Here is a 21,612-nt window from a genome sequence, read left to right on the forward strand (position 1 = left end):
CATGGCCTCACCCGCCGGAGCGGCGAGTCGTACTACAACGACCTAAAATGACCCGGAAAGGTACACAAGGTATTCCGGCGGCTCCGAGGTGCCCCTATGGGCCGTGCGGCTGGCCTGGGAGGCGTGATGACCGTACCCCCCGACGCGGCACCGCAGCACACGCAGAACGATCCCGAGGACGCGCTCAAGCAGGTCGGCAGCTCCTGGCGCTGGGCGCTCGGCTTCGCCCTCGCGACCCTGATCCCAGGCATCCTGGTGCTCGTCTGGCCCGACGAGACGCTGCACATCCTGGCCGTGATCATCGGTCTGCAGCTCCTGGTCGCGGGTGTCTTCCGTTTCGTCACGGCCTTCTCGCACAGCAGCGACGGGGGCGGCAGCAGACTGGCGGGCGTCCTGATCGCGATGCTGGCGTTCCTGGCGGGCGTCCTGGTACTGCGGCATCCGATGCAGACGATCGGCGCGCTGTCCCTGATCGTCGGCGTGTTCTGGCTGCTGACGGGAGTGCTCACGGCGTACGTCGCGATCGCCGACCGCACGCTCGTGCATCGCGGCCTGCTCTTCGGCCTGGGCGCCCTCGGCACCGTCGCCGGCATCGTCGTACTCTGCTTCCCGGTGGACTCGGCCGTCGCTCTGACACGGCTGCTGGGACTGTGGCTCGTCCTGCTCGGCGTGTTCGAAGTGGTGATGGCCTTCGCACTGCGCTCCGCCACCCGCCCGTCGGCCGCCGCTCACGGCACAGTGGAGACATGAACGCAGACGACAGGAGCGCACTGGCCCGGGCACGCGCGGCGACCAGGCTTCCCGCCGGGGACCTGGACCGCGCGCGGCGCTTCTACTCCGAGAAGCTCGGTCTGGAGCCCGTCGACGAACGGCCCGGTGGACTGCTGTACCGGTGCGGAAGCGCGGAATTCGCGGTGTTCAAGTCGACGGGATCCTCGCCCGGCACCTTCACCCAGATGGGGTGGGAGGTCGACGACATCGAGGCGGTCGTGTCGGAGCTCGAACGGCGCGGCGTGGTGTTCGAGGAGGTCGACGTGCCCGGTTTCCGCACGAGGGGCGGGATCGCCGATATCGAAGGGAACTACCCGAGCAAGGGCGCCCGGGGTGAACGCGCCGTCTGGTTCCGGGACAGCGAGGGCAACCTGCTGGGCATCGGCGAACCGGTCGTCTGAGGAGCCGGCACCGGCGGGTCGGCGACATTCGTCATGGTCGCGTCACGGAACCGCCACAGCGCCGCAGCCTGGGAACCCGGGAGGGGCGCAGTGCCGTGTCCATGCGCGAGTGCCGGTGTGGGACCGGTCGTGAACCTCGGGGAGCGCCCAATGCAGTACACAGCAGGTGTCTGCCGGATCGCGGCAGCGCTGGTGACGGCGGCGGCTGTCACAGCCTTGACGGCGGGCTGCACGCCCACCGGCGACGACGGCGCGACGGCCAAGCCGTCGACGCCGCCCGCGGGCTCGGAGCCGGCGAAGCCGACGCCCACCGGGGGCTCGTCCTCCACCGGGGGCGGCACGGGCGGTACCGGCGGTACGGGCAGTACAGGCGGTACAGGCGGTACGGGCGGTACGGGTGGCGGGACGAAGGCGTGCAAGATCGACCAGATCAAGGCCTCGGATGCTCACCAGGCCGACGACCGGCCGCCGGGTACGGGAACGGGAGCTGCCATCGTGTCCGTCACCAACACCTCGAAGGCTCCCTGCACACTCAACGGATTCCCGACGGTCGCAGGAGCCGGGAACGGCTCGCCCGGCAAGAACCTGCCGCTGGCCGTCACCCAGAGCGGCTCGGCCTCGACGGTGACCCTGGCCCCGGGGGCCCGAGCCTGGACGAAGCTCACGTTCGTCAATGTCCAAGGCGAGGCGGACGGCTACTGCGTATCCGGCGCCACGCCCGCCAGCTTCCCGACCCTCGTCCTCGGTGTGCCGGGCGCGGGCTCGCATCAGATCGCCATGGATGACGGCGTCTTCGCCGAGTGCGACAACAAGGTGACCGTCACCGCGTTCTCGTCGACCAAGCCCTCCTGAACCCATGTGGCCGGCCGCCGCCGGGACTTCGGTCCCGGCGGCGGCCGTGCGTGTGCACCGTCGCCGACCGAGGGCGCCCGTCAGCAGGCTGCCCGCAGGGACCGCCAGGCCGTGTCGTCGAGGAAGTGCACGTCGTAGCGGTCCTGTTCGGGCAGAAGGCTCTCGAAGGAGTCCTGGCCGTGCTGGATGCGGCCGAGCGCGCGGAAGTAGCCGAAGCGGTCGACGCCGGGCGTCAGTACGGCGATCAGGTCGGCCGTGGAGCCCCGGGCCGCGCCGAACGCGTGCGGCATCCCCGGCGGGACGACGACCAGTCCGCCCTGCCCCACCGACGCCGTCTCCCCGTCCAGGAAGAACTCCACCGTGCCGTCCAGGACGTAGAACAGCTCGGACGACAGGTCGTGACGGTGTGGCCTGGCTCCGTCGGCCCCTTCACCGAGGGTCAGTCGGTTGGCTCCCAGCGCGCCGCCCGTCGCTCCGGCGTCCGCCAGCAGGCGGAAGCCTCCGCCGTGCGGCAGGGGGACGTGTTCGGCCTCCTCGCACCGCACGATCAGCGCGGGCGCGGCATCCGGGACTTCCTCGGACATCTGCTGGTCTCCTCTCGCGAACCGCTCGGTTCGGGTCCCATTCGATCCCGGGAAGAAGCGGTGCACCACAGGCGGTTGTCACCTGCAGAAATCACCGATCGAGATCAATCGGAGGGGCGCGTGGAGCTGCGGCAGCTGCAGTACTTCGTGGCCGTCGCCGAGGAGGGCGGCTTCAGCCGTGCCGCCGAGCGGCTCAGCATCGTCCAGTCGGCGGTGAGCGGGCAGATCCGCCGCCTCGAACGCGAACTCGGGATCGTGCTCTTCGAGCGGTCCACCCGGCGCGTGCACCTCTCGGGTGCCGGCGAGCGGTTGCTGCCGGAGGCGCGCGCCGTACTCGAGGCCGCGCACCGCACGCGCCAGGTGGCCGCCGAGATCGCCTCGGGCCACGACGGGGTCCTGCGGCTGGGCACCGTCCACGGCCCCGGCGACCGGGTCTACCGCCTCCTGCACGAGCTGACGGCCACCAGTCCCCGGCTCCAGGTCCGGCCGCGGCGCCTGCCCGTAGCGGAACGGCTGGCCGCCCTGCGTTCCGGCGAGCTGGACGCGGCTCTCGTACGGGGCCTGGACGCGGCACCGGGACTGGAGGTCCTGCCGGTGTGGAGCGACCCGCTGTACGTGGCCATGCCCGAGGGGCATCCGCTCGCGAACAGCCCCGTCCTGCACGTGGAGGAGCTGGCCGGCCTGCCCCTGCGGCTCGCTCCACGGGAGCACAACCCGCCGTTCCACGACCTGATCACCGACGCTGTGCGTGCCGTCGGAGCCGAGCCGCTCCTGGGTCCTTCGTTCACCACCTTCCAGGAGACGCTCACCGCCATCGGCGCCGGCACACCCTCCTGGACCGTGTTCTACGACGTGGTCGGGCTGCCCGCCGTCCACCAGGTGGCCCTGCGCCCGCTGGCCGAGCCCGCCCTCACCACCTCGCTCGCCGTACCGCCGGGCCCGCCCGGCCCCGTGCTGCGTCACCTGCTCGCCGCACTCGCCCGTACCTCCTGCCGGTGACCGAGGCCGGGCTGGCCGACTGGGTCCCGGCGCGTGCCCGGCAGCGGAGAGCCGCCGGCCCCGGTCGACCGACCAGAGCCGGCGGCTCTCCGTGACGACAGGCCCTAGAAGGCTGATGAAAATGTTGGGTTCTGGCCCCGCCGCGGGAGCGGCGGGGCAGACTCGTTTTCGTGGTTCAAGGGGAGTGGGTCGGGGAGACGGTCGGGCCGGATGTGTGGGCTACGTGCCGGGAGTTAATCCCGGTCGGGAGCGTGTTCGCGTTCCTGGCCGAGCACCGTGGGCAGCTATTTCCCGCGGTGATGTTCGAGGACATGTATCCGTCGGCGAACGGCCGTCCGTCAATGCCTCCGCAGGTTCTGGCCGCGGCGATCACTTTGCAGGCCCTGCATGGGATGTCGGACTTCGAGACGGTCCAGGAATTACGCTGTGACCTGCGGTGGAAGGCCGCGTGTGGGCTCGGCTTGCACGATATGGCGTTCGATCCTTCGCTGCTGGCCTACTTCCGCCGCCGCCTGGCCCGCTCGGCCCGCCCGAACCGGGTCTTCGAGGCGGTGCGCGAGGTCGTGAAGGCCACCGGCGTGCTGAAGGGAAAGCACCGGCGGGCACTGGACTCCACCGTCCTCGACGATGCGGTGGCCACCCAGGACACCGTCACCCAGCTGATTTCCGCCGTGCGGGCAGTGATCCGTGAGGTCCCCGGCGCCGGACCTGTCGCGGCCGTGCAGTGCACCGCCCACGACTACGGCGACCCGGGCAAACCGAGGATCGCCTGGAACGACCAGCAGGCCAGGGCGGATCTGGTGGACGCCCTCGTTGGTGACGCGCTGCGGCTGCTGGGCCACCTGCCCGAACAAGAACTCGGCGAGAAGGCCGCGAACGCGGCCGGCCTGCTGGCCCTGGTCGCAGGCCAGGACGTCGAACCGGCCCAGGAGTCCGACGGCCGTGACGGACGCTGGCGCATCACCCGGGGGACCGCACCCGACCGCGTGGTGTCCACGATTGATCCCGAGGCCCGGCACATCCACAAGAACCGAACCCGCCATCAGGAGGGCTTCCGTGCGCATGCCGTGTTCGAGCCCGAGGCGGGACTGTTCACCGAGGTCGCTCTCACCGCCGGCAGCGGAGCCGACAACCACGAGGCCGCCGTCGCCCCAGACCTCCTTGCCGACGAGGACCAGGAACTGACCGTCCTCGGCGACACGGCCTACGGCACCGGCGACCTCCGCCAGAGCCTCGAAGCCGACGGCCACACCCTGGTGATCAAGCCGCCGCCACTGCGGCAGGCAGTCCCCGGCGGATTCAGCACGGACGATTTCCAGGCCGATACCCAGGCCGGGACCGTCACCTGCCCGGCCGGCCACACCAAGCCCCTCGGCCGCCCCCTCGCAGGAGGCAACCGCCAGGCCCAGTTCAAGAAGCTCTGCCTCGATTGCCCTTTGCGCGACCGCTGCACCAGGTCCAAGACCGGACGCGTCTTCAGTGTCCATCCCCAGTACGACCTCCTCAAAGCCGCCCGGGACCAGGCCGCCACCAGCCAGGAATGGCAGGACGAATACCGCCGCTGGCGACCACCCGTCGAACGCGCCATCGCCTGGCTCGTCGCCAGAGGCAACCGCCGCGTCCCCTACCGCGGCGTCCTCAAGAACAACACCTGGCTCCACAATCGGGCAGCCGCCCTAAACCTCCGCCGCCTCATCAACCTCGGACTCACCCACACCGGCACCACCTGGGCCCTCACCCCCGCCACCACATAGACCCAGGGGCCACCCGGCCTACGGCCGGACAGCCCCACAACAAGATCTTCATCAGCCTTCTAGCGGCGCGCGTCCACCACCGCGAGGAGCTTCCCACTGGTCGGGCTGCGGTCCAGGGACGCGCCGTCCACGGCCTCGACCACCAGGTCCAGCAGACGCTCCGTCACCGCCGAGCGGAGCTCCGGGTAGCCGGCCAGGAAGACCTCCCGCAGCCGCTCCGGGTCCGTCGCCCCGGCCCGCTCCACCCGTACGGTCAGCCGCTCGCGTGCGTCCGCGGCGTCCAGCCGGATCTGCAGCTCGCCGCGGTGCCCGCCGCGTTCCTCCGCCAGCGCCAGGAAGCGGCGGTGATTGAGGAAGTACGTCGCCACCCGCATCACGTCACCGGTGCGCCCCCGCAGCTCGAAGCGGGGCGCGTGCCGGCCGCACGGGCAGCGGCCCGGGACCTCCCGGCCGAGGTCGCCTATCACGTACCGGCCCAGGTGCTGGCCGCGCCGGGCGTGCGTGGTGAAGACCAGCCGGCCCGTCTCGCCCGGGGCCACCGGCCGGTCCTCGGCCAGGTCCAGGATCTCCATCGTGTGGAGGTCGGCGTGCAGGTGGTGGACACCGCCGGAGCTTTCGGTGCACTGGTAGCCCAGCGGGCCGAGGTCCGTACTGCCGTACGTGATCGAGCGGACGGCCTCGATGCCGAACGTGTCCTTCAGCGTGCGCTGCTGCTCCTGCGTGAAGTGCTCGCCGCCGTAGAAGACCTTGCGCAGACCTCCGTACGCGCGCAGTGCGTCCGCCTCCGCGTGCAGCAGCTGCCACAGGTAGGAGGGCATGCCGAAGAGGGTGTCGGCCCCGTGGTCGATGATGGCCCGGGCCGTCGCCCGGTGGTCCGGTCCCGCGGACAGCGGCAGCTGCACCCCGCCGAGCCGTTCCAGTACGGAGAAGAAGCTGATGAAGCTGCCGTACATGCCGCCGCAGTAGAAGAGGTTGGCGGTGCGGTCCCCGACCGGGTCGTAGCCGGCGGCGAGCAGGCCGCGGGCGGCGGCGTGCATCTGGGTGTCGTAGTCGTCGTAACTGAAGATCGACAGGGCCGGCGCGCCGGTGCTGCCGCCGCTGCGGAAGTACAGCTCGGCATCGGCCCGCGCCACCTGTCGGGCCGACTCCTGCACGTCCTCCTTGCCCAGCAGCGGACCGGCGGGCTGCGGCAGCACGACGGGCCGGGCCAGGTCGTCGAGGCAGGAGGTGGTGGCGAAGCGGGCCGGGTCGGCCTGGACCGCGACACGGCGGCTGTAGCGCTGCAGGGCGTAGACGCCGTCGTGCGGCTCGCCCGCGTAGCTTTCCAGCATGGCGCCGACCGGCGTGACGCGGGTGACGCCCGCGGCCAGCGCGGTGCGGGAGAGCTCTGCGATGTCGGTCCGGCTGCCCGCGAGGCCCGCCGTCTGCAGATAGCGGCGCATCGGGCGCAGGGTGGCGATCAGCCGCTTGCGGGGCAGCGGCTTGACCCACACGCTGCGGTGCAGCGGCGAGGCGGTGAGCGGGGAGCGCGTGTCGGCCATGACCCGCCACGACCCGTCGGGCGCGGCGAACACCCGGGTCAGGCCCAGGTGTTCCTCCAGCCGGGCCACCAGCTCGGTGGTGGTCAGCTCGGCCTCCTCGGCGGGATCAGGCCCGCCCGCCCCGCCCGCCGACGCGGTGGTCACGGCCGGCGGCCGGGCCGCGAGGACCGCGGCGAGACGCTCGGCGAAGGCGAACACCTCGCCCTCGTCCTCGGTGTCGAGGTAGACCACCTGGGGGCTGGAACACGCCTGCTGCTCGTGCAGGCACACATCGTCCGCGAGGGCGTCGAGGGTGCCGGCATCGGACCAGGCGTCGCCCGTCAGGTACGCGAAGGAGATCCGGTGCCCCCACTCCACCAGTCGGCATCCGGACGGCACATGGGCCGCCACCCCTTCGACCGCGCCTTCTCCGCCCCATACGGCGACGGCGTCGGCGGGCGCGCACATCAGTCGCAGCCACTCCTGCCGGGACGAGGGGAAGCGCAGGACGACGATCCGCCCGGCCAGTGCGCCGCTGGGGTCCAGGGCCGCGAGCTCGGCCATCAGATGCTGGGTCAGGAGGGTGTCGGCGCTGCTGGTCTTGAGGATGTTGACGTTTCCGGCGAGCAGGCCCTCGACGATGCTCAGCGGCGCGACCGTCGCGGCGTTGCCCGGGGCGATGTGGGCGACCAGGCCCACGGGCGCCCACGCCTCGTAGACCGTCTCGCGCGGATCGGCCCGGTTCAGCCGCCCGGGAGTGGCGCTGCCGAGTTCCCGGCGCAGCTTGCGCGTCAGCTCGCGCCGGCCGAGGAGGCTGCCGAGCTCGGCCAGGACGGCCGGGTCCTCGCCCTCGGGCAGGTGCGCGGCGAGCCGGGCGCGTACCGGATGGGCCGGGTCGCGCAGGGCGGTGGCGAGGGCGTCGCAGGCGGCCAGGACGGTCTCGGTCTCCAGGACCGTGGCCAGCGCGGCCTCGACGGCCGCCGGCAGGTCGGCCAGGTGGCGCCCGGCCTCCTCGTCGCCGATGAAGGTGCCCTGCCAGTAGTGGGGTGCGGCGCCGTCGCCGCTGCCGTGCCGGTCGTTCGCGGCCTTGGTCTCCGTCACGGTCACGCCATGCCCTTCATCAGTTCCGCTGCGGCCACCGCGCAGCTGCGGTTGCGGCTCACCCCGGCACGGCCGTGGACGGTGAACCAGGGGGTCTCCAGCTCGCACCCGCAGGCGTCCCCCGGCTGGAGGGAGGCGAGGTCGCCCATGACCACGCTCTGCGCCGGCACCGAGGTGATGTACGGCGACACGAGGTGCAGATAGCCCCGCTCCCCGTACGGCACGGGTTCGAGCGTGCGGGTGGAGCGGATCGTCACCCGGGACCAGACGGGGGCGTGCAGCCGGTGGTGGTCGCACTCGATGTACGGGATGCAGTGCTCCACCGACCCGAAGGTGTCCCGGATCCGCTCACCCGGGATGCCGAGCTGCTCGGTGACGCGGGCGTACAGCTCCTCCTTGCCGATCCGCCGGTCGGCGTGCCCCTTCCAGCCTCCGCCGAGTACGACGAGGGAGCCCTCGGGCAGGCGCAGCGGAGGCAGCCCCATGGCCCGCATCCGTTCCAGGGTGAAGAAGAGGAAGGCCGGGAAGCCGAGGATGCGGACCGGGGCGTCCTCCCGCTCGAAGCGGCGCAGCGCGGCGATGCAGCCGAAGGGGTCGAACTCGTGGTCGCCGCCGGTGTTGCGCAGCGCGTACTCGACGCTGCGCGCCGGGGCGAAATCGCACAGGTAGTTGTCGGTGAAGGCGGTCCCCAGGTTCAGGGAGGGGGCCGGCTCATAGCTGTACAGGAGGTAGTTGACCTCCTGGTCGGGGGTGATCCAGCCGTTGCGCTCGAAGATCCGGGCGACCATGCGCTGGGCGGATCGGATGGTCCAGTGGTCGAAGAACATCTGCGACTTCTGGCCTGTGGTGCCGGAGGAGGTGAGGTGCAGCTCGACCTCCTCGCGGGGGATGGAGAGCACCTCGTGGCACTTGAAGAAGTTCGCGTGGACCAGGGGCGCCCGGTACGGCTCCGCCGGGGGAGTGGCCTCGTACAGGGAGCGGAAGAAGGAGGAACGCTCGGTGTGCCAGGCGTTGGTCTCCGCCATGGCGGCGGCGAACAGTTCGTCCTCCGCGGGCCCGCAGGCGTACGGGTCGGTCAGGTCGCACAGCTGTTGTACGTGCGGCAGGAGGGCCGGGTCGGGTACGGCGACCGGCGCGAGATGGGGGTTCACAGGGCAACCTCGGATGATGTGGGCAGGTGTGCCGACGCCCAGGCCGACACGTAGCAGTCCAGATAGGGCTGGAGGGGCGGTTCGACGGCGACGCCGCGGAAGTCGATCCGCTCGCTGGAACGGGACAGGACGGCGTAGTCGTGGAAGCCGTCGCCGTCCGCGCGCATCGCCGGGTAGAGAGCCCCGGCGACGAACCCCTGGGCCAGGAAGGCCGAGAGGGCCTCCTGGTGCGCGAGCGGCACCAGGGCCTCGACGTAGCCGGCGCCCGCGCGGGCCAGGGCCCGGGTGACGGGTTCGAGGTACGCGGCCGCGGCGGCCGGGTCGGGGTGGGCGGTCAACAGGGAGCAGTACCCTCCGGCGCGGTTGAGGTAGGCGTAGACCTCGAACCGGCCGTCTTCGGGAGTGAGCAGCACGTTCGGGGTGTGCAGCGGGTAGAACCAGCCCTCGGCGCCCGGGAACTGCTCGCGGAAGCGGCGGCGTACGAAGGCCGGCGCCTCGATCATCTCCAGTTGTTCGACGGCCCCTTGCGGCGCGGGTTCCGGGAGCGGGTCGGCGGCGGCCCGGACCCCGGGGTAGCCGATGCCGAGCGTGGCTTCGGCGGTGCGCAGCAACGGCAGCAGCGGGGCGGGCACTTCGGTGACGGGCATCCGGCGATCGAGCACACCGGTGGAGTGACGCGCGTAGAGTGCGAGGCTCTCGCGGCTGCGGAGATCGACCGCGTTGGGCAGGATGCCCAGCGGACGGAAGCCGTTGCGCGCCACGACGCGCTGCGGACCGGCGCTGACGGTGCGTACGGTCGCGTACACCGAGTCCAGTCGGCCCGTGTCCAGCATTCCGGCGCACAGTGCCTCGGTCAGGGCTGCGGCCAGGCCGGCGGAACGGTGCTCGGGATGTACGGCGATGCCTTCCAGGCGGCCGATGCGACTGCCCGCCTCACCGTGGATGGCGGCGGACGCGGTCAGGGCCCCGGTGTCGGCGCAGCGGCCGACGAGCCACAGGGAGTGCGGGTCCTCGATGAGCCGGGCCATTTCGGCCGGGTCCGTGCCGAGGGCCACGGGGTAGTGGGGCCCGTAGACGGCGTAGTAGAGCTGGCGCAATTCGGCGATGTCCGCGCAGGCGGCCGGGGTGATGACGGGATTCACCGCTCGCCTCCGACGGGTTCCGGGCCGCGGTCTGTATCCGTACCCGCATCCGCTGTGGGCGGCGCGGCCGTACGGGACCCGAGCAGGGCCAGCGCGCAGGCGGCGGGGACCAGGCCGACGCCCTGCACCAGGCACAGCGTCCGGGGCGAGAAGAAGTCGCCGGCGGAGCCGAACACCAGGGATGCCACCGGCAGGGAGGCGCCCAGTACGGCCTGCATCACGGCGAAGAACCCGGGCTTGTCCGCCGTAGGCACCAGCCGCTGGAAGAGGGCCACGAAGCGGACGCCGACGGCCCCGGCGCACCAGCCGGCCACGGCCAGGCAGCCCGCGACGACCGCACGGTGCGCGACCAGCCCGGGCAGTGCCAGGGCGAGGGCCATCAGGCCCAGGCAGTAGGCGCCGGCGACCGTGGGCCGTCCCGGCACGCGGGTGCCGGTGAAGGCGCCGATGAGGGTGCCGGCCCCCAGGGAGGCCTCCAGCAGTGCCACGGTGCCGCCACCGCCCTGGAGGACCGAGCGGGTGTAGAGGGGGATGACGACGAACACGGCGGTGGTGAAGAGGTTCGCCGCGGTGAAGCAGATCAGGATCCGCCGCACGTAGGGCAGTTCGTCCAGGATGCGGCGGAGCCCCCGCCGCCGGGGCACGGCTGCCGTCGGGTCGGATGCGGCGGTCGGGGCCGCGCGGAAGCGGGCGCTCGCGACGAGGACGGCGGCGCCGAGGTAGGCGGCCGCGCAGCCGACGGCCAGCCCGGCCACGCCAGCCCGGTCGACGGTGAGGGCTCCGAGCAGCGCTCCTCCGAGACCGGCCAGGGACTGGGTGGACAGCTCGAAGCCGGTGGCCGTCTCGATGTCGGCGTCGTCGACGAGTTCCGGCACCGAGGTGGTCAGGCAGGGGTCGAAGAACGCCTGGCAGGTGGCCAGGGCGAGAGCCGCGGCGTAGACGGCGGGGAGCGGCAGGCCGCCGCCGTACGCCCACAGCGCGAGGACGCCCGAGGCGGCCCCGGCCAGCCCGGCGGCGGTCCGCAGCACCGAGCGGTGGGCGAACCGGGCGACGGCCCCGGCCACGGCGGGCGCCAGCGCCACGGCGGGCAGCGTGCAGGCGGCCATGAACAGCCCGGAGGCCAGACCACGGGAGTCGTGCACGGCGTACGCGACGATCCACCAGGAGACACCGACCTGGAACATGCGGATGGCGGCCTGGGCGAGGACCTGGCCGAGCCACACGGCGCCGAAGGCGCGGTTGCGCAGGATCAGCGGAGCGCGCCGCCCGCCGGCCTCGGCGCGGGTCTCCGCGCCGGTCCCGGTCTCGGTCTCATGTACGGAAACGGGTGAGGCGGTCACGCGGTCGGCCTCTCGTCGAGGACCCGGACGAGCTTGCCCGAGCGCGGGTTGACGGTGAGGTCGCGGTGGCGCGCCCACTCCACGGACAGCGGGTGCACGAATCCGGCGCGCACGCTGTCCGGATACAGCGGCCGTACGGTCTCCAGCTCCGTGAGGACCGCCTTGGCCAGTGCCTCCCGGCCACCGTCGACCGCACCGGAGGTGTCGTCGCCGGGGGCCGTCGCCAGCCGCAGGACGAGCCCGTCGCGGCCGTCCCACCGGCGGACGACGAGCTGCATGCCGACCACGTGCCCCGCGGTGTCCGCGGAAGCCACGGCGTCCTGGGCGTCCTGGGTGTAGAGGGAGACGGGGCCGACCCGTACGCCCTCCTCGGCGCGGCCGAGGATCCGGAAGTGTCCGGGCCCGGTTCCGGTCCACTCGGCCCGGTCGCCGGCGGGGTACCGGATGATCGGCATGAGGCGGCGGAAGAGGCTGGTGACGACGACCCGGCCGGGCCGACCCGGTTCGGTGATGGGCTCATCGGTGGAGTCGTCGAGGATCTCGACGACCGAGTACGGGGTGAAGGCCCGGTGCACGCGGGTGTCGGTGCCGGGTACGGGGCGGCCGAGGAGGCCGGCGTCGACGCTTGCGTATCCGATGGAACGCGCCTCGGCGCGGGGGAACGCGGCGGCCAGCAAGCGCCGTTGGTCGTCGAAGAGGGCCTCGCCGCCGAAGAGGAGCAACTCCACCGAGTCGAGCCGGGCACCGGACGCGACGGCTTGTTCGGCGAGCCTGCACAGGGTGGTGGGCGTGCCGGCCAGTACCTGGGCGGCGAGATCGCGCAGTGTGGGGATCGTCGACTCCAGCGGCGCGCCGCCGCCGATGGGCAGGCGGACGTTGTCCACGGGCGCGTGGGTGAGCGAGTCGAGGACGAAGAGGAAGCTGGCGTACAGCTCCCCGGCGTAGAAGAGGTCGGCGACGCGGTGTCCCGGGCGCAGACCCGTGTCCACGAGTCCCTGGCCGAAGGAGGTGACGAAGGTGCGCCACTCGTCGCGCGTGTAGACGGAGAACTTGGGGGCCCCCGTGGTGCCGCCGGTCTTGTAGACCGTGGCCTCGCTGAGCGGGCCGGTCAGTACCCGGCTGCCATGAAGGGTGTTGGCCTCCCAGAACTCCTGCTGGTCGACCACCGGCAGGTCGGTGAGGCGGTCGGCGTGCGGCGAAAGGGGCGCGTAAAGGTCTTGGTAGAAGGGCGAGTTGTGGCGGGCGAAACGTATGAGGTCCGAGAGTTGCTGGGCGGACATGGGCCTTTGCCTTGGTGACGGGAAATGGGACGGGAGCCACGGCGGGGCGCGGCGAGTGAGAACTCAGCCGCGGGATCGACCGGTGTGAACGGGGGACCCCCCGGCGCCCCCGCCTCCTCGATGCACGCCGAAAGGTGACGTGCAGTCACAATCATGAAACATTGGCGTGCTTGTCACCAAATTGGCCAAGGATTTTCGGTCAGCGCGGCCATATTCACCAGTATTTCTGGTGTCCGCCGTGCCTTCCATCAAGAGGCGGCGGCCCCGGCGGCGGCCGCGTGCTCTTGCAGGCCAGGCGGCGGCTCGCCCGTGCCGGGTGAGACGGCTCACCGGCCTCACATTTCGTCGCGGTGTCTCGTCGATCATGGTGAGAGGAAGATCCGGACAAGCCAACAAGGGAGTCGTCGAGACCATGACCACCAGATCCGAGCCCGTGTCCGAACCCGAGTCCGAGCCCGTGTCCGAGTCCGATGCCGCGTCAGGACAGGGCCACCCCGATCCGAGTCTGAGCGCGATCATGAGCGAGCGCCGGCAGCTGATCAATCTCGCCTACCGGCTCCTCGGCTCCCTGGCCGAGGCGGAGGACGCCGTTCAGGAGACATACGTGCGCTGGTACGCCATGTCCCAGGAGCGGCAGGAGGCCATCGAGTCCCCAGGGGCCTGGCTGACGAAGGTGGCCGGTCGCATCTGCCTCGACCTGCTCGGCTCGGCGCGGGCGCGGCGCGAGAGCTACGTGGGCCAGTGGATCCCGGAGCCGCTGCCCGACCGTGCGGAATGGATGGGCGGGCGGCCGGGTGACAGCAGGGGTGCCCCGGCAGACCCGGCCGACCGGGTCACCCTGGACGAGTCGGTCGACATGGCCTTCCTCGTGGTGCTCGAATCGATGACCCCGGCCGAACGGGTCGCGTTCATCCTGCACGACGTCTTCCGGTACCCCTTCGCCGAAGTCGCCGGGATCGTCGGCCGCACCCCGGCGGCGTGCAGGCAGCTTGCGTCGTCGGCCCGCCGTCGCATCCGTGCGGCCCGGACCCCCGTGGCTCCGACGACCCGACAGGCCGGCGTCATCAGGGACTTCAAGCAGGCGTGGGAGGCCAAGGACATCGCCGCCCTCGTCGGCCTGCTCGACCCCGATGCCACGATGATCGCCGACGGCGGCGGCCGGGTCGGCGCGGTGCTCCACCCGGTGGCGGGCAGCGAGCGGATCGCCCGCTACATCGTCGAGATCGGCAGCAGGGCACCCGGCATGACGCTCCTGGAGCGTTCGGTCAACGGTCGGCCCGGCCTGGTGGCCCAGCGCGGCGGCGTCACCGTGACGGTGGCCGCGTTCGGCCTCGCGGACGGCCGGATCACGCACATCTGGGCGGTGCGCAACCCCGAGAAGCTCCGGCCGTGGACCGCGTAGCACGCCCCTGGAATCAGGCGGGGGTGAGCACCAGAGCGGTCGGTCCGCTGCCGACAGGGATGGTGCCGGTGACCGTTCCGGTGGCGGTCCGGACCACTGAGACGGTGCCGGACGCGGCGTTGGCGACGTACAGGGTGCATCACGACCGTGCCGGTGCCGGTGTCGACGACCGACACCGTGTCGGAGTGGAGGTTGGCGACGTAAACGAGGGCATCGGGCCGCGGGGACAGATCGGGCGCCGTCGTCCCGGCGGATGCGCCGGCCGGGTTTCCCGGTCCCATCAGCGCCGCTGTCACACAGAGCACCACGGCTGCTCGCCGCCCCATGTCCTGATTCCTCGTCATGGGGCCACGTTAGGGCTCCGGAGCGGAGGGCTACGTGAGGCTCACGCTCAGACTGACCGAACGGCGCACCGTCCACCGGGCCGCCTACGACGACTCCGTCTACACCGGCCGCACCGGCCGCACCCTGGGCAATCTCACCCAGGGCACAACGGCGCCCTGCTCCGACAACAACGACTGCGCCGCCGACCCGTTGGCCGGGCTGCGTATACCAGCGGAACACCGTCGAGCGGTGCATCAACCGGCTCAAGCAGTGGCGCGGCCTGGCCACACGAACCGACCAGCTCGCCATCGCCTACCAGACCGCACTCCGCCTCGCCGGCATCCTCATCCGGACCCGACGCTGACCAAAGAGACAGAACCCAGAGCCGACCTGAGGGTGGGTAAGGCTCAGGCGATTCCCACGGTGTACGCGGCACGGTAGCCGTCGCCGTCGGGTGAGAGGGCCAGCGTCATGGCGGCGCCGGCGGCCCTGTAGCGGCTGTCCCGACGGTTGGGGTGCTCCGGTGCGGGGCGGCGCGCGTAGGGCTGGAGCGCGTACACCTTCAGCAGGAGGTCCTCGGGGAAGAAGAACTGAGAGGTCGTCTCGGTACGGGTGTCTGGGTGTACCTTGAAGTGGATGTGCGGCGCCAGTCCCGCGTACCAGCCGGGCACGATCGTCCGGAACACGCATCGGCCGGCGCCGTCGGTGACTTGCGTGCCGCGCAGGAACGTGGACCCGCCGGTGGAGTAGGCGCCGGAGGCGTCGGCATGCCACACATCGACGCCGGCGGCGGCGAGCGGTCGGCAGCCCGCTGACACCCGGACCACCGTCAGGTCCAGCCGGAACGGCACCCCGCTCCGGCCCTCGGTGATGTCCGACCGGACCCGGTCCAGGTCCACGTAGTACGGGCCCGCGCCCGCTTCGGTGGTGAGGACGCAGGCCGGGCCGCTGCTGCCGCTGCCCGACGGCCGGGGGGGCGAGGCCGACGGTTGTCCCGCCGCACCCCGGGTCCCGGCCGGGCCGGAGCAGCCCGCGGTCAGTAGCGCGGCCCCGGCGGATCCTGCAGCCAGCAGAACAGTACGACGGCTGGTCCGGGAGGCGTCTTTCTCGGACATGCGAACCCCTCACAGGTGCCCTGGGAGCCGTCACGCGCGGACGGCTGCACACTGCGCCCCACCGTGCCGGACGGCAGAGTTCCGGGTCGGCACCGACACACCCACGCCCGTCGTCGTCACACCTCGTCGCCCCGCCCGCGTACCCCCGATCAGCCTCTGGTGAGGCAGAAGGGGTGCCCGGCAGGATCGGTGAGGACCCGCCACCTGTCCTCGTGGGGTTGATGGTCCGGCTTGCCCGCGCCCAGCTCCAGCAGGCGGGCCTGGGCCTCGTCCAGGTCCGCGACGTCGAAGCAGAGGTGCAGCTGCTGGGGAACGGTCTGATCGGGCCAGGTCGGAGCCCGGTGGCCGTCGACCCGTTGGAAGCCGATGAGGAGTCCGTCCCCACGTTGGAGGCCAGCGAAGTCCGCGTCCGACTTCGGGTGCGGTTCCAGGCCCGTGGCCTGCTGGTAGAACGCCGCCAGAGCCAGCGGATCAGGGCAGTCGAGTGTTATCGCACTCAATTTCATCTCCGGGAACACGGCACCTCCAGGCCGATCGTGGACGTGATCCACACCCTAGGCGCACGGCCCGGGCGGTCCACGGTCCTGGATCTTCAAAGCCGTGGGCTGCCCGGGCGCTCGCAGGTGTCAGGCGCCGAGCGCGGCGAAGAAGGTGCGGACGTCGGTGACGAACGCCTCGGGCTGTTCCAGTGCGAGGAAGTTGCCGCCGCGCTCCAGCTCGCTCCAGTGGGTGATGTTGTGGTCCCGCTCGGCGAAGCGGCGGATGGCGATGTCGGTGTGCAGGGCGACGGCCACGCCGGTCGGGACGGTGCCGCGGGCTTTCGGGGCCCAGGCGGCCGGGTCGTGGCCCGCCTCGTAGTACAGGTTCGCCGAGGAGCCGGCCGTGCCGGTGAACCAGTAGACGCTGATGTTGGTCAGCAGGCGGTCGCGGCCCACGGCGTCCTCGGGGAGCTCGGCGGCGGGGTCGGTCCATTCCTTGAACTTCTCCGCGATCCACGCGAGCTGGCCGACCGGCGAGTCGTGCAGCCCGTAGGCGAGGGTCTGGGGGCGAGTGGACTGGATGGCGTTGAAGCCCATCTTGTCCTGCTGGAAATCCTCCAGCCGGGCCAGCCGCTCCTGCTCGGACGCGGTCAGCCCCTCGAACTCGGCAGGATCCCCGGAGGGGAAGGTGATCAGGCCGTTGACGTGGACGCCGACGACCCGGTCGGGCGCCTGGCGCCCCATCTCGGCGGCGATCCAGGCGCCGCCGCCCGTTCCCTGGACACCGTAGGAGCCGTAGCCGAGCCGGCCCATCAGCTCGACGAACGCGCCCGCGATGCGGCCGGTGTTCCAGCCGGCCTCGCCGAGCGGCCCGGAGAAGCCGGTACCGGGCGTGGAGGTCACGATGACGTGGAAGTCCTCCGCGAGCGGCCGGATGACCTCGACGAACTGCACGAACGAGCAGGGCCAGTCGTGCAGCAGGAGCAGTGGGACGGCTGCCGGGTTCTGCGAGCGGACGTGGAGGAAGTGGATGTTCTGGCCGTCGATCCCGGTGGTGAACTGGGGGAACTCGTTGAGCTCCGCCTCCGCCTTGCGCCAGTCGAAACCGTCGGCCCAGTACGCGGCCAGGGCCTTGAGGTAGTCGGTGGGAACACCCCGGCTCCAGCCGGCGCCGGGGATCTCGCTGCCCCAGCGGGTACGCGCCAGCCGGTGGCGCAGGTCGTCGAGCACGTCCTGCGGGACATCGATGCGGAACGGGTGGATCCGGGCGTCGGCGTTGCTGCTGCTCTCCATGGGTAAGACAGTATTCTCGATATAGGCACGCTGCGTTCCTAATGGCACAACAGGCTGGTCCTCATGCTCGATACCTCCGCACGGTTGCTGCGCCTGCTCTCTCTGTTGCAGACCCCGAAGGCCTGGCCGGGATCCGAACTCGCCGAGCGCCTCGGGGTGAGCGGCCGTACCGTCCGCAACGACGTCGAACGACTGCGCGAGCTCGGCTATCCCGTGGACGCCACGCGGGGAGCCACCGGCGGCTACCGGCTCGGCGCCGGGGCGGCGATGCCCCCGCTGCTGCTCGACGACGAGGAGGCCGTCGCGGTGACGATCGCGCTGCGCACCGCCGCGCAGGGCGCCGTTCCCGGCGCCGAGGAAACCTCGCTGCGGGCGCTGGCCAAGCTGGAGCAGGTGCTGCCCTCGCGGCTGCGCCGCCGAGTGCGGACCCTCACGGCGTACACCGTGGCCGTGCCCGCGGACCGTCCGGTGCCGACCGTCTCCGCCGACGTGCTGACCACCTTGGTATCCGCCTGCCGCGACCAGGAACGACTGCGCTTCGACTACCTGGACCACACAGGCTCGCCGACCCGCCGGGTGGTGGAGCCGTACCGGGCGGTGAACTGGGGGCGGCGCTGGTACCTGGTGGCGTGGGACGTCGAGCGCGAGGACTGGCGTACCTTCAGGGTCGACCGGATCCAGCCCCGTACCCCGACCGGACCGCGTTTCACCCCACGCGAACTGCCCGGCGGCGACATCTCCGCATACGTCTCCCGACGCGTGTCCAGCGCGGCCTGGCGCTACTGCGCGCGGGTGACCGTCCATGCCCCGGCGACGGCGGTGATCGAGCGGATCAACCCCGCGGTCGGCACGGTCGAAGCCCTCGACGCCGACAGCTGCGTCCTGGTCACCGGTGCCGATACGGTGCAGACCCTCGCCGCCTACCTGGGCGTGCTCGACTTCGACTTCGACGTCACCGAACCCGAGGAACTGGTCACCCACCTCCGCCGGCTGGCCGACCGCTACGCCCGCTCCACGCCGCCTGCCCCCTGAGACGCAAAGGCCCGCCGGGCAGCTGGGGCCGCCGGGGGCCGGTGGGCGGGAGCTGGGCCATGTCCGGGTTTCGTCGGCGCCAGTCCGCGTAGACCGGGGCGGCGGCGCACGCGTCCAGGTAACCGGCCGCCACCGTGTGCAGGATGTCGTCGCCGTGGGGGGCCAGCGGGCCGTCGCGGTGCCAGGCCAGGACGTGGCGGTACCAGAGCGGGTTTCCCGCGAGGGGACGGACGGCGACACCGGGGGTCTGCGCGAAGGTGGCCTGGCAGAGGCTGACGGCCAGGCCCGCGCGGACCAGTTCGACCAGCTGGCGTCCCTCGGCCTCGTGCGGGGCGGAGGGGCGGCGGCCGGTCAGCGCGCACACGGAGGACCAGTATTCGCGGGTGCGGTCGCCGTCGGGCCGGGGCATCGCCCAGTCGTGGTCGGCGAGTTCGGTCAGGGACACGGCCTCCTGGCCGGCCAGCGGGTGGGTCGCGGGCAGCAGGGCGAAGACGGGCTCGGTGACCAGAGGTGTGAGGATCACCCCGTCGCGCGGCGGCAGGACCTGCTCCGGGTGGTCGCCGAGGACCGCCGCCTCCAGGCGGCCGGCGGATAGGTCGTCCAGGAGCGTGACGGGGGAGTAGTGGCACCGGGACGTCACCTCGGCCTCGGGCAGCAACGACCCTATGGCCAGGACGAGGTGGCCGATCAGGGGAGCACCGACCGATCCGACGCGGACCCGGTCCGGGGACGCCAGGTGGCGGGCCGCGCGGGCGGTATCGGCGAGCAGCGCGTCGACACCCGGTAGGACGGCGTGGGCCCGGGCCAGCACCAGCTCACCGAAGGCCGTGGGCGTGGCTCCGGAACGCCGCCGGTCGAAGAGGACACCGCCGAGCATCGACTCGATGCGGCGCAACTGTGTGCTGAGGCCCGGCTGTGTCATGGACAGCGCGGCGGCGGCCCGGGTGAGGCTGCCTGCCTCGGCGATCGCACACACCACACGCAGGTGCCGTACCTCCAGTTCCATGCCGCGCATGTTATGGAGCGACGACGGCTTTCGGACAGGAGCTGACCTCTGGCAGTCCTATGTGAAATGTCACACATGGTGATGGGTGGCGCCGTGTGATGTGGGGTCAATTTCCGTCCTTCGCCGGGTCCTTGAGCCCGATCGTGGCGTAGTCGAGCTGCCCGCCGAAGGACGTGTGGCCGAAGGCGCCGGCGATGTTGGTGCCGAGGAGCAACGGCATGCGCTCGATGACGGCGGGCGCCGTAGGGGCCTTGGCGAGGATCTCCCCGTCCAACTGCCGCCACGCCGTGTTGGCCTGCGCGGCGTCGGTCATGTCGGCGATCTCGTCCATCCGCTTCATCGTCGGCTCGTCGCGGAAGAGCGAGTGATTGCCGGAGTTCCCCTTCTCCTTGATGTAGCGGCCGTCGAAGAGGAAGGGCAGGAAGGTGGAGCCGGAGGGGTAGTCGGGGCACCAGCCGGTGTAGACGAGGTCGGTGCGGTTCTTGGTGTCACCGATGGTGTCGTAGAAGGCCGACGGGTCGACGGCGTCGATCGTGACCTTGATCCCCGCCCGGCCCAGGGACTGCTGGATCGCTTCGGCAACGCCCTTGTCCCCGTTGGAGACGGTGATGGTGGTCGTGAGCCCGTCCGGCTTGCCGGCCTCCTTCAGGAGCTGTTTCGCCTTCTCCACGTCACCCGTGGCCGGGATCCCCAGGGTGTCGGGCTGCTTGCCGCCGAAGAGGGAGCCGGGCATGAGCGCCGTGGCGGGGTCGTTGAGGGCCGGGCCGCCCGAGGCGGTCAGTACCGCTTCGCGGTCCAGGGCGTACTGCACGGCCTGCCGCACCTTGACGTTGTCGAAGGGGGCGCGACCGGTGTGCATCTGCACCATCTTGGTGCAGTTGGTGGACTCGGCCAGCAGTCGCGCCCTGACGTCGGCCTTGGTCAGCACCTTGGGGGTGCTCTCCGGACGCAGCTTGCCCCAGGGGACGGCCGAGGCGTCCGCGCCCTCCGAGGCGATGAGCCGGTCGTCGATCTGGTTGGCCCTGAGCCCCATCACCACGACCAGCTTGTCCGGGTAGGCCTTGCGCACGGTGTCCGTCGCCGGGTCCCAGTGGGGGTTGCGGACCAGCACCAGCCGCTTGTCCCGGTCGTACGACTCGATCTTGTAGGGGCCCGAGGAGAACGGGCGGCTGTCGTACTGGGGGCCCTTGTCCTGGGCGCTGGGCACCGGGGCGAAGGTGGGCAGGACGGTGGCGTTGGGGAATTCCGCGAAGGGCTTGCGGAGTTCGAAGACGATCGTGCGGTCGTCGGGGGTCTTCACGGAGTCAAGGTGCTGCCCCTGGGCGGGGCCCCGGTAGCCCTCGGCGCCGGCCAGGTAGCGGGCGGCGTAGTCCGGGCCGCCGGGCAGGTCGGGGGAGAAGGACCGCTCCACGTTGTACTTCACGTCCTGGGCGGTGATCGGGGTGCCGTCCTCATAGGTGAGGCCCCTCTTGAGCGTGAAGGTCCATGTGCTGGCGTCGTTGGAGGAGACGCCGAGGTCCTCGGCGAGGTCGGGGACGAGCTCTCCGCCCGCCGCGCCCGGTTGCGCCTTGTACGTCACCAGCGTGCGGTAGAGCAGCCGGGTGCCGAAGTCGAGATCGCCGATCACCCAGTTGCGGGCCGGGTCGAGGTGGGTGAAGTCCTGGTTGGACAGGACCGTCAGCGTGCCGCCCTTGCGCGGGGTGCCGCCGACCGTGGCCCCCGCGTTGGCGAGTGCGGGGCTCTTCGAGTCCTTGCCCTGCTGGCCGCCGCCGGAGTGGCCGCCGTTGGAACAGCCGGCCATGCCGAGGGCGACGGTCGCCGCCAGGGCGGTGGCGACGGCGTGGAGAGTGCGCTTGTTCATCAATGGTCACTCCGTGAACAGTCGGGCGGCCGAAGGAGGCTGGCTGCAATGTGACCGATAACATAGTTATGTGAAATGGCACCCACAACTGTCGGTCCTCCATAGCACGGAGTTATGGACAACCGGGGGCTCCACGGCCGTCGTTGGCCGCGCCATGCTGTAGCGCAATGTCACACGTCACTGTGCGGCCAGGTGGTCAGGCAGC

General features: G+C 71.6%; 19 protein-coding genes and 2 pseudogenes. 8 read left to right on the forward strand and 13 right to left on the reverse strand.

What is annotated here, in order from left to right:
* Positions 1–126 precede the first annotated feature (126 nt).
* From OG737_RS31540 to OG737_RS31550, 3 genes are all read left to right on the forward strand, one after another.
* Positions 127–750: a DUF308 domain-containing protein gene (locus OG737_RS31540; protein WP_328929608.1), complete on the forward strand. Its 624-nt coding sequence runs from the start codon at positions 127–129 to the stop codon at positions 748–750.
* Positions 747–1,172, forward strand: coding sequence for a VOC family protein (locus OG737_RS31545; RefSeq protein WP_328929609.1), 426 nt, complete (start codon positions 747–749; stop codon positions 1,170–1,172). Before OG737_RS31540 ends, OG737_RS31545 begins: the two co-directional genes overlap by 4 nt.
* A 150-nt stretch (positions 1,173–1,322) precedes the next feature.
* Positions 1,323–2,024: a DUF4232 domain-containing protein gene (locus tag OG737_RS31550; protein ID WP_328929610.1), complete on the forward strand. Its 702-nt coding sequence runs from the start codon at positions 1,323–1,325 to the stop codon at positions 2,022–2,024.
* An 80-nt stretch (positions 2,025–2,104) separates the two neighbouring features.
* On the opposite strand, the gene OG737_RS31555 is transcribed toward OG737_RS31550, so the two are convergent.
* Complete coding sequence (locus OG737_RS31555; protein ID WP_328929611.1) at positions 2,105–2,608, reverse strand: cupin domain-containing protein; 504 nt, start codon at positions 2,606–2,608, stop codon at positions 2,105–2,107.
* Positions 2,609–2,728: 120 nt separating this feature from the next.
* Between OG737_RS31555 and OG737_RS31560 the strand changes: the two genes are divergently transcribed.
* Positions 2,729–3,607 (forward strand): LysR family transcriptional regulator, encoded by an 879-nt coding sequence (locus OG737_RS31560; RefSeq protein WP_328929612.1) that lies wholly within the window; start codon positions 2,729–2,731, stop codon positions 3,605–3,607.
* A 212-nt stretch (positions 3,608–3,819) separates the two neighbouring features.
* On the forward strand, positions 3,820–5,361 hold the full coding sequence (locus OG737_RS31565) for an IS1182 family transposase (RefSeq protein ID WP_405681290.1): 1,542 nt from the start codon (positions 3,820–3,822) through the stop codon (positions 5,359–5,361).
* 59 nt (positions 5,362–5,420) lie between these two features.
* On the opposite strand, the gene OG737_RS31570 is transcribed toward OG737_RS31565, so the two are convergent.
* The 5 genes from OG737_RS31570 to OG737_RS31590 are packed head-to-tail and all read right to left on the reverse strand — an operon-like array spanning position 5,421 to position 12,895.
* The gene (locus OG737_RS31570) at positions 5,421–7,988 is read right to left on the reverse strand and encodes an acyl-CoA reductase (RefSeq protein WP_405676788.1); all 2,568 of its coding nucleotides are present in this window, start codon (positions 7,986–7,988) and stop codon (positions 5,421–5,423) included.
* Positions 7,985–9,133 carry an acyl-protein synthase gene (locus tag OG737_RS31575; RefSeq protein WP_328929614.1) on the reverse strand — a complete coding sequence of 383 codons (1,149 nt, stop codon included), beginning with the start codon at positions 9,131–9,133 and terminating at the stop codon, positions 7,985–7,987. Before OG737_RS31575 ends, OG737_RS31570 begins: the two co-directional genes overlap by 4 nt.
* Positions 9,130–10,275, reverse strand: a complete 1,146-nt coding sequence (locus OG737_RS31580) for a GNAT family N-acetyltransferase (protein ID WP_328929615.1) — start codon at positions 10,273–10,275, stop codon at positions 9,130–9,132. The genes OG737_RS31575 and OG737_RS31580 overlap by 4 nt, the downstream gene beginning before the upstream one ends.
* Positions 10,272–11,615, reverse strand: coding sequence for an MFS transporter (locus OG737_RS31585; protein WP_328929616.1), 1,344 nt, complete (start codon positions 11,613–11,615; stop codon positions 10,272–10,274). The genes OG737_RS31580 and OG737_RS31585 overlap by 4 nt, the downstream gene beginning before the upstream one ends.
* Entirely contained in the window at positions 11,612–12,895 is a 1,284-nt protein-coding gene (locus tag OG737_RS31590; RefSeq protein WP_328929617.1) for an AMP-binding protein, read from the reverse strand. The genes OG737_RS31585 and OG737_RS31590 overlap by 4 nt, the downstream gene beginning before the upstream one ends.
* Before the next feature lie 412 nt (positions 12,896–13,307).
* On the opposite strand from OG737_RS31590, the gene sigJ reads away from it, so the two are divergent.
* Positions 13,308–14,297 carry an RNA polymerase sigma factor SigJ gene (gene sigJ, locus OG737_RS31595; protein WP_405676784.1) on the forward strand — a complete coding sequence of 330 codons (990 nt, stop codon included), beginning with the start codon at positions 13,308–13,310 and terminating at the stop codon, positions 14,295–14,297.
* A 13-nt stretch (positions 14,298–14,310) separates the two neighbouring features.
* On the opposite strand, the gene OG737_RS31600 is transcribed toward sigJ, so the two are convergent.
* Both OG737_RS31600 and OG737_RS31605 read right to left on the reverse strand, forming a co-directional pair.
* Complete coding sequence (locus OG737_RS31600) at positions 14,311–14,394, reverse strand: hypothetical protein (protein ID WP_405922463.1); 84 nt, start codon at positions 14,392–14,394, stop codon at positions 14,311–14,313.
* 52 nt (positions 14,395–14,446) lie between these two features.
* Positions 14,447–14,641: pseudogene (locus OG737_RS31605) on the reverse strand (hypothetical protein); the annotation flags it as partial.
* A 206-nt stretch (positions 14,642–14,847) separates the two neighbouring features.
* On the opposite strand from OG737_RS31605, the pseudogene OG737_RS31610 reads away from it, so the two are divergent.
* Positions 14,848–14,985, forward strand: a pseudogene (locus OG737_RS31610) (IS5/IS1182 family transposase); the annotation flags it as partial.
* Positions 14,986–15,028: 43 nt separating this feature from the next.
* On the opposite strand, the gene OG737_RS31615 reads toward OG737_RS31610, so the two are convergent.
* From OG737_RS31615 to OG737_RS31625, 3 genes are all read right to left on the reverse strand, one after another.
* Positions 15,029–15,736 (reverse strand): intradiol ring-cleavage dioxygenase, encoded by a 708-nt coding sequence (locus tag OG737_RS31615; protein ID WP_405676782.1) that lies wholly within the window; start codon positions 15,734–15,736, stop codon positions 15,029–15,031.
* A 149-nt stretch (positions 15,737–15,885) separates the two neighbouring features.
* Positions 15,886–16,242 (reverse strand): VOC family protein, encoded by a 357-nt coding sequence (locus OG737_RS31620; protein ID WP_405681286.1) that lies wholly within the window; start codon positions 16,240–16,242, stop codon positions 15,886–15,888.
* A gap of 120 nt (positions 16,243–16,362) precedes the next feature.
* Positions 16,363–17,508, reverse strand: coding sequence for an epoxide hydrolase family protein (locus OG737_RS31625; RefSeq protein WP_405676780.1), 1,146 nt, complete (start codon positions 17,506–17,508; stop codon positions 16,363–16,365).
* 63 nt (positions 17,509–17,571) lie between these two features.
* On the opposite strand from OG737_RS31625, the gene OG737_RS31630 reads away from it, so the two are divergent.
* Positions 17,572–18,540, forward strand: coding sequence for a helix-turn-helix transcriptional regulator (locus tag OG737_RS31630; RefSeq protein ID WP_405676778.1), 969 nt, complete (start codon positions 17,572–17,574; stop codon positions 18,538–18,540).
* On the opposite strand, the gene OG737_RS31635 is transcribed toward OG737_RS31630, so the two are convergent.
* Positions 18,482–19,546 (reverse strand): LysR family transcriptional regulator, encoded by a 1,065-nt coding sequence (locus OG737_RS31635; protein ID WP_405676776.1) that lies wholly within the window; start codon positions 19,544–19,546, stop codon positions 18,482–18,484. The genes OG737_RS31630 and OG737_RS31635 overlap by 59 nt on opposite strands.
* Positions 19,547–19,652: 106 nt before the next feature.
* On the reverse strand, positions 19,653–21,407 hold the full coding sequence (locus tag OG737_RS31640) for an ABC transporter substrate-binding protein (RefSeq protein ID WP_405922282.1): 1,755 nt from the start codon (positions 21,405–21,407) through the stop codon (positions 19,653–19,655).
* Positions 21,408–21,612: the final 205 nt, after the last annotated feature.

Origin of the sequence: Streptomyces sp. NBC_00122 (assembly GCF_045160845.1) — a bacterium.
In the GTDB taxonomy this organism is placed as follows: domain Bacteria; phylum Actinomycetota; class Actinomycetes; order Streptomycetales; family Streptomycetaceae; genus Streptomyces.